The organism is Streptomyces phaeoluteigriseus (genome assembly GCF_001896135.2).
GTDB lineage: Bacteria > Actinomycetota > Actinomycetes > Streptomycetales > Streptomycetaceae > Streptomyces > Streptomyces phaeoluteigriseus.
This window is the reverse complement of record NZ_MPOH02000015.1, coordinates 696,973-712,346: the sequence shown is the minus strand read 5'-3', so window position 1 is coordinate 712,346 and position 15,374 is coordinate 696,973. Positions and strand designations below refer to the sequence as shown.

The following is a 15,374-nucleotide window of genomic DNA, read 5'->3' as shown; positions in this document are numbered from 1 at the left end:
CGCAATATCTGCTGCCTCCCGAGCGGGGGACTCCCACGCGCCCCCGGCAACAAAATGCCCGCCCCTGATCACTTCCAAGACCAGGGACGGGCAAACGTTGAATGAACGATGAGCTGACTCAGCCGGGCGGCGCCTCAGCTCGCCGCGGGGTTCTCGTACTCACCGATCAGCTGGGCTCGCGCGATCGTGTGGAACCGCAGATTGAACCCGACGACGGCCGGAGAGGCATCGGCATCCGGACCGAGTCTCTCCTGGTCCACCGCGTACACCGTGAAGACGTACCGGTGCGGGCCGTCCCCGGGCGGCGGCGCGGCCCCGCCGAAGTCCTTGGTCCCGTAGTCGTTGCGCGCGTGTACGGCGCCTTCGGGCAGGCCTTCGAACTTGCCGCCGCCCGCACCCGCGGGAAGCTCGGTCACCGAGGCGGGGATGTCGAACAGCACCCAGTGCCAGAACCCGCTGCCCGTGGGGGCGTCCGGGTCGTAGCAGGTCACCGCGAAGCTCTTGGTCTCCGGCGGAAAACCCTCCCACCGCAGGTGCGGCGAGGTGTTCCCGTCCGCCTGGACCTGGTCGCCCTTGAGCGTCGCGCCCTCCTCGACGTCCTCGCTCGTCACCGTGAACGACGGCACGGGCGGGTGGAAGTCGTGGGGGAGCGGCCGCCGCTGGAACTCGGTCACCTCGGTACCTCCCGAATCGGTTGGGGAATCAGTGGCTCCGAGCCTAGAACCAGTTGCGCTTGCTGCCGACCTCGGACAGCCACTGGTTCAGGTACGCCGTCCAGTCGGTCCCCTGGAAGTCGTTCAGCCCCACCTTGAACGAGCGGAAGGTGTCGCTGCTCTCGCTGAACAGACCCGGCTTCTTGTCCATCTCCAGCACGACGTCCATCGCCTGCTCATCGGCCACGAAGCTCAGCTCGACCTGGTTCAGACCGCGGTACTGCGCCGGCGGGAAGAACTCGATCTCCTGGTAGAACGGCAGCTTCTGCCGCGTACCCCGGATGTGACCGCGCTCGAGGTCCGCGTTCTTGAAGCGGAAGCCGAGCTGGAGGAAGGCGTCCAGGATCGCCTTCTGCGCGGGGAGCGGGTGCACGTTCACCGGGTCCAGGTCACCGGAGTCCACGGCCCGAGCGATCTCCAGCTCGGTGGTCACCCCGATGTTCATCCCGCGCAGGGCCTGTCCGTCGATCATCGTGATCGGCGTCTCCCACGGGATCTCCAGCCCGAACGGCACGGCGTGCACCGCGTTCGCCTGGAGTTCGAAGGCCCCGCCCAGACGCTGCTTGGTGAACTCGATGTCCTGCTTGTACTCCTGGTCGCCGTTCTCCACCTCGACCTTGGCCTGAAGCCCGACCGACAGCCCCTCGATCTGCTGGTTGACGGACCCGCCCTGGATCCGCACCTCTCCCTGCACCACGCCACCCGGAACGACGTTGACCTCGGTCAGCACCGTCTCGACCGAGGCCCCACCGGCTCCGAGACTCGCGAGCAGCTTCTTGAACGCCATGACTCTCCCTCTACGACCTTTACGGACCTTCACGACGGGATCCCTGATCCCTACCAACGCAATCCGGCCGGGGCCGGTTCCGCGCTCCACCCAGACAAGCCGAGTGGGGGCCGGCCACCCCGGCGCACCGACCGTCTCCACTACGCTCGGAGCGCATGATCGCGACCCCCGACCGTACGCCCCTGTCCAGGACCTTCTTCGAGCGCCCCGTCCTGGAGGTCGCCCCTGATCTCCTCGGCCGCCTCGTCGTGCGCACCACCCCGGACGGTCCGATCACCCTGCGCCTCACCGAGGTCGAGGCCTACGACGGCCCGAACGACCCGGGCTCCCACGCCTTCCGCGGCCGCACGGCCCGCAACGGCGTGATGTTCGGCCCGGCGGGACATGTGTACGTCTACTTCACCTACGGCATGTGGCACTGCATGAACCTCGTCTGTGGCCCGGAGGGCGAGGCGAGCGGTGTCCTCCTCCGCGCCGGCGAGGTGATCGAGGGCGCCGAGCAGGCCCGCAAACGTCGACTCTCGGCCCGTGACGACAGGGAACTGGCCAAAGGCCCCGCCCGCCTGGCCACGGCCCTGGACGTCGACCGGGCCCTCGACGGCACGGACGCGTGCGCCGCCGGCGACACCCCCGTCCGCGTCCTCACGGGCACCCCGGTCCCCGCCGACCAGGTACGCAACGGTCCTCGCACCGGTGTCTCCGGTGACGGAGCCGTCCACCCCTGGCGGTACTGGATCGCTGACGCCCCGACAGTGAGCCCGTATCGGGCTCATGCACCCCGTCGCCGCCGAAGTTGACTCCCCTTGGGCATCGGCGTAACGTAGTCCGAGCCGCTTGAACCGGGTACGGCATTCGCCTGCAGCCGGAAGCGGCCAACCCACTACCTACAACGCCCCTCAGCGGGGGTCGAATTCGACGTGTCCGCATGTCGAACTCGGCGAAGCTCGATTATGAGCTGGCGAGGGATTCGGCTAACGTAGTGAATGTCGAAAGGCCGACAGGCGAAAGCCAAAAGCCCAAGGCAATTCCCGCCGACAGGGAATTCGGACCGGAAACGGTCTGATAGAGTCGGAAACGCAAGACCGAAGGGAAGCGCCCGGAGGAAAGCCTGAGAGAGTCTCTCGGGTGAGTACAAAGGAAGCGTCCGTTCCGAACCCGGAAGCTAAGCCTTACAGCGCCGATGGTACTGCAGGGGGGACCCTGTGGGAGAGTAGGACGCCGCCGAACAATCTTTGGAAGGACCCTTGCCCCAGCGTTCACGCTGGGGACCAAGGGTCCTTTTGTTTTTCCAGGAAGCGCCGGGTACCCGGCTGCGTGAGAATGACTTGCGGTACCGAAGACAGGAGTCACCCATGTCCACCAACTCTCCCGACGATCGACCGGAGCGCGACCAGCGGCGACGGGACAGTGGGGACCGCGGAGACCGTGGCGAGCGCGGAGGCTTCCGCAGCGACCGCGGTGACCGTGGCGGCTTCCGTCGTGACAACGATCGTCCCGCTGCCGGCCGGCGCGACGACCATCGTGGTGGCGGAACCGGAGGTGCCGGCGGCGGTGGGGGTTACGCACGGCGTGACGACCGCCGGGACGACCGTCGCGGCGACGACCGTGGTGATCGTGGCGGCTTCCGTCGCGACGACAGCCGCGGCGACCGCCCCACTGCCGGCCGTCGTGATGACAACCGTGGCGCCGGTCAGGGTGATCGTGACCGCGGTGGTCACGGCCGACGTGACGATCGTCGTGAGGGTGACCGGGGTTCTCGTCCGGCGTTCCAGCGTGACGACCGCGACCGTGGGCCGCGTCGGGACGACCGTGGTGAGCGGCCGCCGTTCCGGCGTGATGACCGGAGTGAGCGGCCGCCGTTCCGGCGTGACGACCGTGGTGAGCGTCCCGCGTTCCGCCGCGACGACCGCCGTGACGACCGCCCTACGGACCGTCGAAGCGACGACCGCGGCGACCGCGGTGGCTTCGTCCGCCGTGACGACAGTCGTGGTGGCGAGCGTGGTGGAGACCGCGGCGGCGATCGCGGCGGGTTCCGGGGCCGCGACGACCGTGGTGGTCGGCCCGGTGGCTTCCAGGGGCGTGACGACCGTGGCGGTAGGCCCGGTGGCTTCCGAGGCCGTGACGACCGCGGCGGGCGGGACGACCGTCGGGACGACCGGCGTGGCGGTGGCGCCGGCGGCGGCCGGTTCCGTGACGACCGGGACCGTGACCGGGAGCCGATCAAGCGGCTGCCGATCCCCGAGGACGTCACCGGCGACGAGATCGACAAGGACGTGCGGCAGGAGCTGCAGAGCCTGCCCAAGGGGCTCGCGGAGGACGTCGCCAAGAACCTGGTGATGGTCGCGCGGCTCATCGACGAGGAGCCCGAGAACGCCTACGCGTACTCGAAGGTGGCGCTGCGGCTGGCCTCGCGCGTCGCCGCCGTACGGGAGGCGGCCGGGTTCGCGGCGTACGCCACGCAGAAGTACAGCGAGGCGCTGGCCGAGTTCCGTGCCGCCCGGAGGATGACCGGGTCCGTGGAACTGTGGCCCGTCATGGCCGACTGCGAGCGCGGGCTCGGGCGACCGGAGAAGGCCCTGGAGATGGCCGGTGCGCCCGAGGTGCACAAGCTCGACAAGGCCGGGCAGGTGGAGATGCGGCTCGTCGCGGCCGGCGCCCGGCGGGACATGGATCAGCTGGACGCGGCCATCGTGACGCTCCAGAGCCCCGAGCTGGCGTCGAACTCGGTGCAGCCGTGGACCGCGCGACTGCGGTACGCCTACGCCGACGCGCTCCTCGCCGCCGGCCGCAGGGGCGAGGCGCGGGAGTGGTTCGCGAAGGCCGTGGAGGCCGACCGTGACAGCACCACCGACGCCTCGGACCGGCTGGCCGAGATGGACGGCGTGGAGTTCGTGGACGCGCTGACCGAGGACGGCGACGAGGATGTCGTCGCCGAGGGTGGGCAGCCGGTCGAGGGCAAGGACGACGACCAGGACTGACGTGCCTACACGCGTGCTTAGGTGAGGAAAGAGGGGCTCGGCTCCGGTGTCATACCGGGGCCGAGCCCCTTCTCGTTCTCCCGGTCGGGTTTCCGGGTCACAGGTCCAGTGCGCGCAGGACCAGGCCCGAGGCCGGTTTCGGGCCGAAGGACGTCGACTTGCGGGGCATGGTGACGCCCTGGCGGGCGAGGTCGCGGACGACCTCCTCGCGGACCGGGTGCAGCAGCACGGCCGTACCGGCGTCGCGTTCGGCCTTCTCGACCGTGGCGGCCGTGTCGTGGATGTAGGCGATGCGGGTGGGGTCGTCCTCGGGGACGTGCCAGACCTGCGCCAGGAGCGTGGCGTGCAGGACGGTCGCGTCCAGGGTGCGCCAGGCCTGCGGGCGGTCGGTGGGGACCGTACGTTCGAGGAGGGCCAGGTCCGGGCGGTCCAGGAGGTGGAAGGCGCCGTCGCCGGCCAGCAGGAAGGCGTTGCCCTCGGCGGTCGCGTCCGCGAGGGCGTCGAGTGCCCGGGGCAGGGGCACGTCGAGACGCCGGACGCGGAACAGGCCATCCACCGCGGCCAGGGCCTCGGTGACGGGGAGGCCGTGCAGGAGGCGGTGGATGGCGCGGACGCGCAGGGGGTAACGGGCGGTGTCGACCAGGAGGACCAGGCCGTCGTCCCAGGGGCTGGGGGAGCCGTGCTCCGCGCGTAGACGCAGGTACGTCGCCCAGCGGTGGTGGCCGTCGGCGATGAGGGCCTGGTGGCGGGCCAGGTCGGTCTGGACGCGGGCCACCTCGGCGGGTTCGGTGATCGCCCAGAGGCGGTGGCTGAACCCGTCCTCCGTGGTCGTCGACAGGAGCGGGTCCTGGCCGGCGGTGCGCTCGACGACCTCCGCCGCCGTACCGTTGCCGCGGTAGGTCAGGAGGAGGGGTTCGAGGTTGGCCCGGGTGGCGCGCATGAGGGCCGCGCGGTCGGCGACGATGTGCGGCATCACGTCCTCGTGGGGGAGGACGACGCCGGCCGAGGGCCCGGAGACCCGCAGGGTGCCGATGAGGCCCCGCTGGAGCATGCCGTCGGCGTGCCGCTGCTCGTAGACGTACAGGGCCGGTACGGGGTCGGTCGTGAGGACGCCCTCGGCGAGCCAGCGGCCAAGGGTGTCGGCGGCCTGTTCGTTGCGGGCGCTCGGCGTGGTCGCCTGAGGGAGGATCAGCCGGACGATGTTGTACGGATCCGCGTCCTGGAGGTGGTGCAGGCCGTCGGGGCGGACCACGACGTCGTACGGCGGGGAGGTGACGGCGGCGAGACTTCCGACCCGGTCGGGGTCGTAGCGCAGGCCTCGGAACGGGGTGAGTTCCAGGCCTCGGGGCGCCGTCGCTTCCGAGTGACCTGCTGAGTTCATCCCGGCATCGTACGTGTGTCAGTGGCATGCGGGATGATCGGGGAAAGCGATCGAACGAGGAGCGATGTGGAATGAGCCGGAGCGTCAGGACGAGGCCCGAGGGCAGTGGGCAGGCCCTGAGCGAGGCGTACGACACGGCGCTGCTCGACCTGGACGGGGTGGTGTACGCGGGAGGGCACGCGATCGTGCACGCGGTCGAGTCGCTGGCGACCGCGCGCGAGGGCGGGATGCGGCTGGCGTACGTCACCAACAACGCGCTGCGCACGCCCGACGCCGTCGCGGAGCACCTCACCGAGCTGGGCATACCGACCGGGGCGGACGACGTCATCACCTCGGCCCAGGCGGTCGCCCGGCTGATCAGTGAGCAGGTGCCGGAGGGTGCGCGGGTCCTGGTGATCGGTGGGGAGGGGCTGCGGGTCGCGCTGCGCGAGCGCGGGCTCGAGCCCGTCGAGTCGGCGGACGACGATCCGGCGGCCGTGGTGCAGGGGTACGGCGGACCCGACCTGCCCTGGGGAAGGTTCGCCGAGGCGTCGTACGCCGTCGCGCGCGGGGTTCCGTGGTTCGCGTCCAACACCGACCTGACGATTCCGAGTGGGCGGGGGATCGCGCCGGGGAACGGTGCCGCGGTGCAGGTCGTACGGATCGCGACCGGTGCGGAGCCGCAGGTCGCGGGCAAGCCGCTGCCCCCCATGCACCGGGAGACGATCCTGCGGACGGGCGCCGAGCGGCCGTTGGTGGTCGGGGACCGGCTGGACACCGACATCGAGGGCGCGTTCAACGGCGGGGTGGACTCGCTGCTCGTCCTGACCGGGGTGACCGACGCCGCGCTGCTCCTCGCGGCGCCGCCGCAGCACCGGCCGACGTACGTCGACGCCGATCTGCGCGGCCTGCTGACGGGGCAGCCGGAGGTGGTGGCGGAGGGGAGCGGCTTCCGGTGCGGGGGATGGACGGCGTCGGCGGGCGCGGGGGTCGCCCCGGGCGAGCGCGGTCGAGCGGGCGGGCGGCTCGAACTCGACGGTGACGGCGCCGTCCCGGACGGGCTGCGGGCGCTGTGCGCGGCGGCCTGGACCGCCGCGGGCGAGGGGTCGTGCGAGCTGGACGCGGGGAAGGCGCTGGCTCGGCTGGGGTGGTGAGTCCGCCGCGTGGCCCGCTGCCGCGACGTGTGGGGTGCGGTGGCGCGCCCAACAGCCCGTGACAGTCGTCGCGTAGCCGTGCCCAAGACACCAGACAGAGCAGGAGGGTAGGCTAACCTAACCACGTGTTGGTCGACAGTGTTCCCGAACAGCGCGCGGAGACCGCCCCCGCGCCCCCAACCCGCCGGGCGATACGCTCCCTTGGGTTGCTCGTCTCCCTCGCGATGATGCTGCTGGTGGCGGTGGCGAGCATCGCCATCGGCGCCAAGGAGCTGTCCCTCGACCAGGTGTGGCACGGGCTGTTCCAGGACACCGGGACGTACGGCGATGTCGTCGTCGGGGAGCGGGTGTCGCGGACCGTGCTCGGACTGCTGGTCGGCGCCGCACTGGGGCTCTCCGGAACCGTGCTCCAGGCCCTGACCCGCAATCCGCTCGCCGACCCCGGACTGCTCGGCATCAACGCGGGCGCCTCGGCCGCCGTGGTAACCGCCATCACCTTCTTCGGCGTGACCAGCCTCAGCGGATATGTGTGGTTCGCGTTCTTCGGCGCCGCGACCGTCGGCGCGCTGGTCTGGTTCCTGGGCGGCAGCCGGGGGGCCACGCCGGTGCGGCTCGCGCTCGCCGGTACCGCGCTCAGCGCCGCGCTCTTCGGCTACGTCCAAGCCGTGATGATCATGGACAAGGCGGCGCTCGCCCGGATGCGCTTCTGGACGGTCGGCTCGCTGACCTCGGCGACCGAGGACATGATCTGGCAGGTGCTGCCCTTCCTCGCGGCCGGCACCCTGCTCGCGTTCGCCCTCGCCCGGCCGCTGAACGCCATGGCCATGGGCGACGACACCGCCAAGTCCCTCGGCGCGCACCTCAACCGCACCCGGGCGCTGTCCATGCTCGCCGCCACCGTGCTGTCCGGGGCCGCGACCGCCGCCTGCGGGCCGATCGTGTTCGTCGGGCTGATGGTCCCGCACGTAGTCCGCTCCTTCACCGGGCCGACCTGCGCTGGATCATGCCGTACGCGGCGATCCTGTCGCCCGTTCTGCTGCTGGGCTCCGACGTGCTCGGCCGGGTCATCGCCCGCCCCTCGGAGGTCCAGGTCGGGATCATCACCGCGATCATCGGTGGCCCGGTCTTCATCTTTCTCGTACGACGGCGGAGGACGGCCCAGCTGTGAAGACCGCATCCAAGTCAGCGCCGGAGCCCACGCGGACCGCGCCTGGCGCCACCCGCACCGGTGGACCCCGCCGTGCCCTGCGCACCCCCGGCGGGCTGTCCCTCCGGGTGGACCCGCGTTCCCTGGTCGTCGTGGTCGTGCTGGCGCTGGCCGCGTGCGCCGCGAGCGTGGTGCTGATCGGCACCGGCGACTTCCCGATCTCCACCGGCGACGTACTGAAGACGCTCGTGGGCAGGGGCACCGAGGGCCAGGAGTTCATCGTCAACGACCTGCGGCTGCCGAGGGTCGTCGTGGGGCTGCTGGTCGGCGCCGCGCTGGGGCTGGGCGGGGCGGTGTTCCAGGCCGTCTCGCGCAACCCGCTGGGCAGTCCGGACATCCTCGGGCTCGGTCAGGGAGCCACGGCCGGCGCGCTCGTGGTGATCGTGCTGATGTCCGGCTCCGCCAACCAGGTCGCCGTCGGAGCGCTCATCGGCGGGCTGGTCACCGGCGCCGCCATCTACCTGCTCGCCTGGAAGCGGGGGGTGCACGGCTACCGGCTGGTCCTCGTCGGTATCGGCGTGTCGGCGATCGCGACCGCGGTCAACGGCTATCTGATCACCAAGGCCGACCTCGTCGACGCGGCCCGCGCGGTCGTGTGGATGACCGGTTCGCTCGACGGCCGGGACTGGAAGCAGGTCTGGCCGCTGCTCGTCCTGTGCTGTGTGCTCGTCCCGCTCGTCCTCGCCAACGCGCGCGGGCTGCGGATGATGGAGATGGGCGACGACGTCTCCAACGCCCTCGGGGTGCGGGTGGAGCGCGTACGGCTGCTGCTCATGGTGTGCGCCGTGCTGCTCACCGCCTCCGCCACCGCCGCCGCGGGACCCGTGGCCTTCGTGGCGCTCACCGCTCCGCAGCTCGCCCGGCGCCTGACCCGCTCACCCGGACCGAACCTCGTGCCCGCCCTGTTCATGGGCGCCGCCCTCCTGGTCACCGCCGACTGGGCCGCGCAGCGGCTGTTCGGTGACGGACAACTGCCCGTGGGCGTGGTCACCGGCGTGCTCGGCGGTGTCTACCTGCTGTGGCTGCTGGTCACCGAGCGCAAGGCGGGCCGGATATGAGCAGCGCCACCCCCCGTGTCAGCCGCGGGCTGAACAACCAAAGGAGCACCGTGAACCGCCTGTCCGCCGAGAACGTCACCCTCGCCTACGACCAGCGGGTCATCGCCGAACAGCTGTCGGTGGAGATTCCCGACAACTCGTTCACCGTGATCGTCGGCCCCAACGCCTGCGGCAAGTCGACGCTCCTGCGGGCGCTGTCGCGGATGCTGAAGCCGAGCGAGGGCCGGGTGCTGCTCGACGGGCAGGTCATCCAGTCGATGCCCGCGAAGAAGGTCGCCCGCACGCTGGGCCTGCTGCCGCAGTCCTCGATCGCGCCCGACGGCATCACAGTCGCCGACCTGGTGGGCCGCGGCCGCTACCCGCACCAGGGCATCCTGCGTCAGTGGTCGACCGACGACGAGCGGGTCGTCCAGGAGTCCATGGCGCGGACCGGGGTCGCCGAACTCGCCGACCGGTACGTCGACGAGCTGTCCGGCGGGCAGCGCCAGCGCGTGTGGATCGCCATGGCCCTCGCCCAGCAGACCCCGCTGCTCCTGCTCGACGAGCCGACCACCTACCTCGACATCCAGCACCAGATCGACGTCCTCGACCTGTGCGCCGAACTGCACGAGGAGCAGGGCCGCACTTTGGTCGCCGTCCTGCACGACCTCAACCACGCCGCCCGGTACGCCACCCACCTCATCGCGCTGAAGGAGGGCACGGTCATCGCCCAGGGCGCACCGGAGGACGTCGTCACGGCCGGTCTGGTCGAGGAGGTGTTCGGACTGCGCTGCCAGGTCATCGACGACCCGGAGACGGGCACGCCGCTGGTGGTTCCGGCCGCGCGGAAGACACGCGCGCGCGTGCCGGTCACGGAAGCGTCCTGACGGTAGCGGAAGCCGAGGGCCGCGGAAGCCTCCTGGCGGCTGCGGAAACGTCCGACGGCCGCGGGCACCGTCTCGCGGTCGCGGGAACTGCCTGACGGTCGCCGTAACTGCCTGGCGGTCGCGGGAACTGCCCGACGGTGGCCGTAACTGCCTGGCGGTCGCGGGAACTGCCTGACGGTCGCGGGAACTGCCTGACGGTCAGAGGAGTTTTCTGAGCTGGAGCAGGTCCCTGAGGCCTGCCTCCAGCCGCACCCGCCCCGAACCCCACGCCTTCGCGAAGTTCAGCTCACCGTCGACCAGCGCGACCAGGTCGTCGCCGGTCATCCGCAGCCTGATCCCGGCGCGCTCGCGAGGAGGACCCTGCAAGGTGTCCCGCACCACGATCCGGCCGCCCGCCATCCGGCCGACGAACGTGACGTCCAGGTCGGTGATCCAGCAGCTCACCGAGCGGTCCAGGGTGGCGGCAGCCCGGACGTCCCCCTCGGCGCTGCCCATGTTCTCCGAGAGCTTCTCGAGTGCGGCGCGGCACTCCTCGATCGTGGCCATCGCGCTCGACGGTACCGCAGCGGTTCGGGGTAGCGTCGGGGCATGAGCGACACAGTTCCGGAGCCGGCGGCCGCGCCCCGGGAGCAGGAGCACGACCCCTCCGCTCCCGCCCCGCTCCAGGTGCCCCGCACGCCCACCGGCGACGCGGAGGTGGACGCCCACCTGGACCGGCTGGCCGACGCCGACCACCTCGCCACGGACGGACACCTCGAGGTGTACGAGGATGTACACCGGGGGCTGCGCGACGCGCTCACCGCGCTCGACGCCCGCCCGGGACCTCCGGTGCCCCCCTCGACGTATGGCACTAGGAGCTGAACCGAACGTGGCAGGAGTCGCACGTCGTCGTCTGGACGCGGAGCTGGTGCGCCGGAAGCTCGCGCGCTCGCGCGAGCACGCCGGTCAGCTGATCGCCGCGGGGCGGGTCTCGGTCGGGAAGACCGTCGCCACCAAGCCCGCCACACAGGTGGAGACGGCGGCGGCGATCGTCGTCTCCACCGACGACAGCGATCCCGACTACGTGTCGCGCGGCGGACACAAACTCGCCGGTGCCCTGGAGGCGTTCGTGCCGCGCGGGCTCCTCGTCGAGGGACGGCGGGCGCTGGACGCCGGCGCGTCCACCGGCGGTTTCACCGATGTGCTGCTGCGGGCGGGGGCCGCGCACGTGGTCGCGGTCGACGTCGGCTACGGGCAACTCGCCTGGTCTCTCCGAAGCGATGAACGCGTCACCGTCAAGGACCGTACGAACGTACGCGAGTTGACGCTCGAAGCGATCGATGGGGAGCCAGTGGATCTAGTCGTGGGGGACTTGTCCTTCATCCCGCTCGGGCTGGTGCTGCCGGCCCTGGCACGGTGCACCAAGCCGGACGCGGACCTGGTGATGATGGTGAAGCCGCAGTTCGAGGTGGGTAAGGAACGGCTGGGCAGCGGGGGCGTCGTGCGCAGCCCGCAGCTGCGGGCCGAGGCGGTGCGGGGCGTGGCCCACAAGGCGTGGGACCTGGGACTCGGTGTGAACGGGGTCACCGCCAGTCCGCTGCCCGGACCCTCGGGCAACGTCGAGTACTTCCTGTGGCTCCGGGCCGGGGCGCCTGCCCTGAACCCGGCCGATGTTGACCGTGCAGTGGCGGAGGGGCCGCGTTGACACAGAACCGAGCTCGTACTGTTTTCCTCCTGGCCCACACCGGGCGCCCCGCCGCGATCCGCAGTGCGGAGCTGGTGGTGAAGGGGCTGCTGCGCGAGGGCATCGGGGTGCGCGTCCTGGAGTACGAGGCCGCCGACCTGCCCCTGCCCGACGAGGTGGAGCTGGTCTGCGAGGCCACCCCGCAGTGCCTGGAGGGCTGTGAGCTGCTCATCGTCCTCGGCGGTGACGGGACCCTGCTGCGGGGCGCGGAGTTCGCGCGGGCGTCCGGGGTGCCGATGCTCGGGGTGAACCTCGGCAGCGTCGGCTTCCTCGCGGAGGCCGAGCGGGACGACCTCGACAAGGTGGTCGACCGGGTGGTGACCAAGTCGTACGAGGTCGAGGAGCGGATGACCGTCGACGTCGTCGTGCACCGCAACGGGGACATCGTGCACACCGACTGGGCACTGAACGAGGCGGCCGTGCAGAAGGCCGGCGCGGAGAAGCTGCTCGAGGTGGTGCTGGAGATCGACGGGCGGCCGGTCACCGGCTTCGGCTGCGACGGGATCGTGCTGTCGACGCCGACCGGGTCCACCGCCTACGCCTTCTCCGCGGGCGGGCCCGTGGTGTGGCCCGAGGTCGAGGCGTTGCTCATGGTGCCGATCAGCGCGCACGCCCTGTTCGCCAAGCCGCTGGTGACCTCGCCGAACTCGGTGCTCGCGGTGGAGCTGCTGCCGCACATTCCGCCGGGGGTCCTGTGGTGCGACGGCCGGCGGACCTTCGATCTGCCGCCGGGGGCCCGGGTCGAGGTGCGGCGCGGTGCCGTGCCCGTGCGGCTGGCCCGTCTGCACCACGCGTCCTTCACCGACCGGCTGGTGGCCAAGTTCGCGCTGCCCGTCTCGGGGTGGCGCGGGGCCCGGCACTGACCGTACGTACGGTGTCGGGGAGGAAGGTCCGCTCGTCCGGTTGACGGGGTGCCTCGCACTTCCTCCCCCCGACCTCGTAAGGTCGTGTCCGTGTTGGAGGAGATGCGGATACGGTCGCTCGGAGTCATCGACGACGCTGTCGTCGAGCTGTCGCCAGGCTTCACCGCGGTCACGGGTGAGACGGGCGCGGGCAAGACCATGGTGGTCACCAGCCTCGGGCTGCTGCTGGGCGGGCGCGCCGACGCCGCGCTCGTGCGGCTCGGCGCCGACAAGGCGGTCGTGGAGGGGCGGATCACGGTGCCCGCGGGCAGCTCGGTGGCCGTACGGGCCGAGGAGGCCGGGGCCGAACTCGACGAGGGGGCGCTGCTGATCAGTCGTACCGTGTCCGCCGAAGGGCGGTCGCGGGCGCATGTCGGCGGGCGGGGTGTGCCCGTCGGGGTGCTGGCCGAACTCGCGGACGAGCTGGTGGCCGTGCACGGACAGACCGACCAGCAGGGGCTGCTCAAGCTGTCCCGGCAGCGGCAGGCCCTCGACCGGTACGCGGGCGACGCGGTCGCCGCGCCGCTCGCCAAGTACACCGAGGCCTACCGGCGGCTGCGGACCGTCTCCGGCCGGCTCGAGGAGATCACCACGCGCGCGCGTGAGCGGGCCCAGGAGGCCGACATGCTGCGCTACGGCCTCGACGAGATCGCCGGTGTCGAGCCGCGCGCGGGCGAGGACACGGAGCTGGCGGAGGAGGCGGAGCGGCTCGGGCACGCGGAGGCGCTGTCCTCGGCCGCCACGGCCGCCCACGGAGCCCTGGCGGGCAACCCCGAGGACCCCGAGGGCATCGACGCCGCCACGCTCGTCGCGGGCGCCCAGCGGGCCCTTGAGGCCGTGCGGTCGCACGATCCGGCGCTGGCCGCGCTCGCCGACCGGATCGGGGAGATCGGGATCCTGCTGGGCGATGTGGCGGGTGAGCTGGCGGGGTACGCCGACGACCTCGACGCCGATCCGCTGCGGCTGGCGGCCGTCGAGGAGCGCAGGGCCGCGCTGACCGGGCTGACCCGGAAGTACGGCCAGGACGTCGACGCGGTCCTCGAGTGGGCCGAACGCGGCGCCGCGCGGCTCGGCGAACTGGACGGCGACGACGAGCGCATCGACGAGCTGACCGCCGAGCGCGACGCCCTGCGGGCCGAGCTGAGCGGGCTCGCGCAGGCGCTGACCGACGCGCGGACGGAGGCCGCCGAGCGGTTCGCCGCCGCCGTGACCGCCGAGCTGGCCTCGCTGGCGATGCCGCACGCGCGCGTGTCGTTCGACATCCGGCAGAACGAGGACCCGCTGGGCGTGGAGGTCGGCGGCCGTACCGTCGCCTGTGGGCCGTCCGGTGCCGACGAGGTCGAGCTGCTCCTCGCCCCGCACCCGGGGGCGCCGCCGCGGCCCATCGCCAAGGGCGCGTCCGGCGGTGAGCTGTCGCGCGTGATGCTGGCCGTCGAGGTCGTGTTCGCGGGGACGGACCCGGTGCCGACGTACCTCTTCGACGAGGTCGACGCGGGCGTGGGCGGCAAGGCCGCGGTGGAGATCGGGCGGCGCCTGGCGCGGCTCGCGAAGACCGCGCAGGTCGTCGTCGTCACGCACCTGCCGCAGGTCGCCGCCTTCGCCGACCGGCAGTTGCTGGTCGAGAAGACCAACGACGGGTCCGTGACCCGGTCCGGCGTGAAGGTCCTGGAGGGAGAGGACCGGATCCGGGAGCTGTCCCGGATGCTCGCGGGCCAGGAGGACTCCGAGACGGCCCGCGCGCACGCGGAGGAACTGCTGGAGACGGCACGCGCGGACGCGTGACGGTTCCGGGCGGAGAGGGCGGGACGGCGGCTCACGGGCCGGTCCCGCCCTTCGTCTTCCCCGGTCCGAGTTCCGCGGGTTCGGCTTCCCGGGTGTTCGGCTTGCCCCGGTTCGGCTTTCTACAGTGGTCCGATGATCATACGAAGGAGCGGCGGCGGGGGAGCCGCGTTCGCCGTGGCGGCCGGCCTCACCCGTGCGGGAGCCGCGGTTCTGCGGGCGGCGGCGCCGGCGGGCCGGCACGCTGGGAGCGGACGAACTTCGCCGGGCGGACCGTGGAGTTGTACGCCGGTCCGGCGGCCGTCCTGGCGGCCGCGCTCGGGGCGGCACGGGTGCGCCCGGCCGTGGCCGGGGCCGTCCTCGCCGCCGGGGCCTGCGGGGCGTACGACGACCTCGTGGGCGCCGGTGATCCGCGGCGCGGCTTCCGGGCGCACCTCGGGGCGCTGCGGCAGGGCGAGGTCACCAGCGGGACCGTCAAGCTGGGCGGGATCTGCGCGGCGGGGCTGCTGGCCGGGTCGCTGCTGAAGGAGCGGCCCCTGGACAGGCTGCTCGCGGGTGTCGTGATCGCCGGGGCGGCGCACTTCGTCAACCTCGTGGACGTACGGCCCGGACGGGCCGCCGGTGCCGTGCTCGCGCTGGGTGCGCCGGGGCTGCTGCGGGCGGGGCCCGCCGGTGAGCTGGCCGCGGTGGCGACGGGGGTCGCGGCGGCGGTGCTCCCCGACGACCTGGGGGAGCGCGCGATGCTCGGTGACACCGGGGCGCACGCGCTGGGCGCGCTGCTGGGGGCTGCGGTCGCGGTGGGCAGCGGACGCCCGGGCCTGGTGGCGCCACGCGGCCGCGGTGGTGG

At 72.2% G+C, this 15,374-nt stretch carries 14 protein-coding genes, 1 rRNA gene and 2 pseudogenes; 12 read left to right on the top strand and 5 right to left on the bottom strand.

Features of this window, described 5'->3' with window-relative positions; genetic code table 11:
- Positions 1–134 precede the first annotated feature (134 nt).
- Both BM536_RS21125 and BM536_RS21120 read right to left on the bottom strand, forming a co-directional pair.
- The gene (locus BM536_RS21125) at positions 135–674 is read right to left on the bottom strand and encodes a YbhB/YbcL family Raf kinase inhibitor-like protein (protein WP_073500130.1); all 540 of its coding nucleotides are present in this window, start codon (positions 672–674) and stop codon (positions 135–137) included.
- Positions 675–717: 43 nt separating this feature from the next.
- Positions 718–1,500 carry a sporulation protein gene (locus BM536_RS21120; protein ID WP_073500132.1) on the bottom strand — a complete coding sequence of 261 codons (783 nt, stop codon included), beginning with the start codon at positions 1,498–1,500 and terminating at the stop codon, positions 718–720.
- 155 nt (positions 1,501–1,655) lie between these two features.
- On the opposite strand from BM536_RS21120, the gene BM536_RS21115 reads away from it, so the two are divergent.
- Positions 1,656–2,297 carry a DNA-3-methyladenine glycosylase gene (locus BM536_RS21115; protein ID WP_073500134.1) on the top strand — a complete coding sequence of 214 codons (642 nt, stop codon included), beginning with the start codon at positions 1,656–1,658 and terminating at the stop codon, positions 2,295–2,297.
- A gap of 324 nt (positions 2,298–2,621) precedes the next feature.
- A 5S ribosomal RNA gene (gene rrf, locus BM536_RS21110) occupies positions 2,622–2,727 on the top strand.
- A gap of 119 nt (positions 2,728–2,846) precedes the next feature.
- Here rrf and BM536_RS44900 read toward each other — a convergent pair.
- A complete protein-coding gene (locus BM536_RS44900; RefSeq protein WP_211362947.1) occupies positions 2,847–3,218 on the bottom strand; it encodes a hypothetical protein in 372 nt (123 codons plus the stop codon).
- A 510-nt stretch (positions 3,219–3,728) separates the two neighbouring features.
- Between BM536_RS44900 and BM536_RS41815 the strand changes: the two genes are divergently transcribed.
- On the top strand, positions 3,729–4,478 hold the full coding sequence (locus BM536_RS41815) for a tetratricopeptide repeat protein (RefSeq protein WP_211362943.1): 750 nt from the start codon (positions 3,729–3,731) through the stop codon (positions 4,476–4,478).
- A gap of 97 nt (positions 4,479–4,575) precedes the next feature.
- On the opposite strand, the gene BM536_RS21100 is transcribed toward BM536_RS41815, so the two are convergent.
- Positions 4,576–5,859 (bottom strand): DUF1015 domain-containing protein, encoded by a 1,284-nt coding sequence (locus BM536_RS21100; RefSeq protein WP_073498309.1) that lies wholly within the window; start codon positions 5,857–5,859, stop codon positions 4,576–4,578.
- Positions 5,860–5,930: 71 nt separating this feature from the next.
- Here BM536_RS21100 and BM536_RS21095 point away from each other — a divergent pair, with 71 nt between their 5' ends.
- From BM536_RS21095 to BM536_RS21080, 4 genes and pseudogenes are all read left to right on the top strand, one after another.
- Complete coding sequence (locus BM536_RS21095; RefSeq protein WP_094103329.1) at positions 5,931–6,992, top strand: HAD-IIA family hydrolase; 1,062 nt, start codon at positions 5,931–5,933, stop codon at positions 6,990–6,992.
- 125 nt (positions 6,993–7,117) lie between these two features.
- Positions 7,118–8,160: pseudogene (locus BM536_RS21090) on the top strand (FecCD family ABC transporter permease).
- Positions 8,161–8,237: 77 nt separating this feature from the next.
- On the top strand, positions 8,238–9,257 hold the full coding sequence (locus tag BM536_RS21085; RefSeq protein WP_073498323.1) for a FecCD family ABC transporter permease: 1,020 nt from the start codon (positions 8,238–8,240) through the stop codon (positions 9,255–9,257).
- Positions 9,254–10,123 carry an ABC transporter ATP-binding protein gene (locus BM536_RS21080; RefSeq protein ID WP_073498311.1) on the top strand — a complete coding sequence of 290 codons (870 nt, stop codon included), beginning with the start codon at positions 9,254–9,256 and terminating at the stop codon, positions 10,121–10,123. Before BM536_RS21085 ends, BM536_RS21080 begins: the two co-directional genes overlap by 4 nt.
- Positions 10,124–10,321: 198 nt before the next feature.
- Here the strand turns inward: BM536_RS21080 and BM536_RS21075 are convergent, their stop codons facing one another.
- Positions 10,322–10,669 (bottom strand): sterol-binding protein, encoded by a 348-nt coding sequence (locus BM536_RS21075; RefSeq protein ID WP_073498313.1) that lies wholly within the window; start codon positions 10,667–10,669, stop codon positions 10,322–10,324.
- A 42-nt stretch (positions 10,670–10,711) separates the two neighbouring features.
- Here BM536_RS21075 and BM536_RS21070 point away from each other — a divergent pair, with 42 nt between their 5' ends.
- The 5 genes and pseudogenes from BM536_RS21070 to BM536_RS21050 all read left to right on the top strand — a co-directional run.
- A complete protein-coding gene (locus BM536_RS21070; RefSeq protein WP_073498315.1) occupies positions 10,712–10,984 on the top strand; it encodes a hypothetical protein in 273 nt (90 codons plus the stop codon).
- A 7-nt stretch (positions 10,985–10,991) separates the two neighbouring features.
- Positions 10,992–11,807 (top strand): TlyA family RNA methyltransferase, encoded by an 816-nt coding sequence (locus BM536_RS21065; RefSeq protein WP_073498317.1) that lies wholly within the window; start codon positions 10,992–10,994, stop codon positions 11,805–11,807.
- Positions 11,804–12,709 carry an NAD kinase gene (locus tag BM536_RS21060; protein ID WP_073498319.1) on the top strand — a complete coding sequence of 302 codons (906 nt, stop codon included), beginning with the start codon at positions 11,804–11,806 and terminating at the stop codon, positions 12,707–12,709. The genes BM536_RS21065 and BM536_RS21060 overlap by 4 nt, the downstream gene beginning before the upstream one ends.
- Positions 12,710–12,811: 102 nt before the next feature.
- Positions 12,812–14,530, top strand: a complete 1,719-nt coding sequence (gene recN / locus BM536_RS21055; protein ID WP_094103328.1) for a DNA repair protein RecN — start codon at positions 12,812–12,814, stop codon at positions 14,528–14,530.
- A 132-nt stretch (positions 14,531–14,662) separates the two neighbouring features.
- Positions 14,663–15,374 (top strand): annotated as a pseudogene (locus tag BM536_RS21050) (hypothetical protein); the annotation flags it as partial.

Excerpts from the sequence above, each read along its gene's own strand:
- BM536_RS21095 (WP_094103329.1), top strand. The coding sequence starts at position 5,931 with ATGAGCCGGAGCGTCAGGACGAGGCCCGAGGGCAGTGGGCAGGCCCTG.
- recN (WP_094103328.1), top strand. The coding sequence starts at position 12,812 with ATGCGGATACGGTCGCTCGGAGTCATCGACGACGCTGTCGTCGAGCTG.
- BM536_RS21080 (WP_073498311.1), top strand. The coding sequence starts at position 9,254 with ATGAGCAGCGCCACCCCCCGTGTCAGCCGCGGGCTGAACAACCAAAGG.
- BM536_RS21120 (WP_073500132.1), bottom strand. The coding sequence starts at position 1,500 with ATGGCGTTCAAGAAGCTGCTCGCGAGTCTCGGAGCCGGTGGGGCCTCG.
- BM536_RS21070 (WP_073498315.1), top strand. The coding sequence starts at position 10,712 with ATGAGCGACACAGTTCCGGAGCCGGCGGCCGCGCCCCGGGAGCAGGAG.
- BM536_RS21115 (WP_073500134.1), top strand. The coding sequence starts at position 1,656 with ATGATCGCGACCCCCGACCGTACGCCCCTGTCCAGGACCTTCTTCGAG.
- BM536_RS21075 (WP_073498313.1), bottom strand. The coding sequence starts at position 10,669 with ATGGCCACGATCGAGGAGTGCCGCGCCGCACTCGAGAAGCTCTCGGAG.
- BM536_RS21100 (WP_073498309.1), bottom strand. The coding sequence starts at position 5,859 with ATGAACTCAGCAGGTCACTCGGAAGCGACGGCGCCCCGAGGCCTGGAA.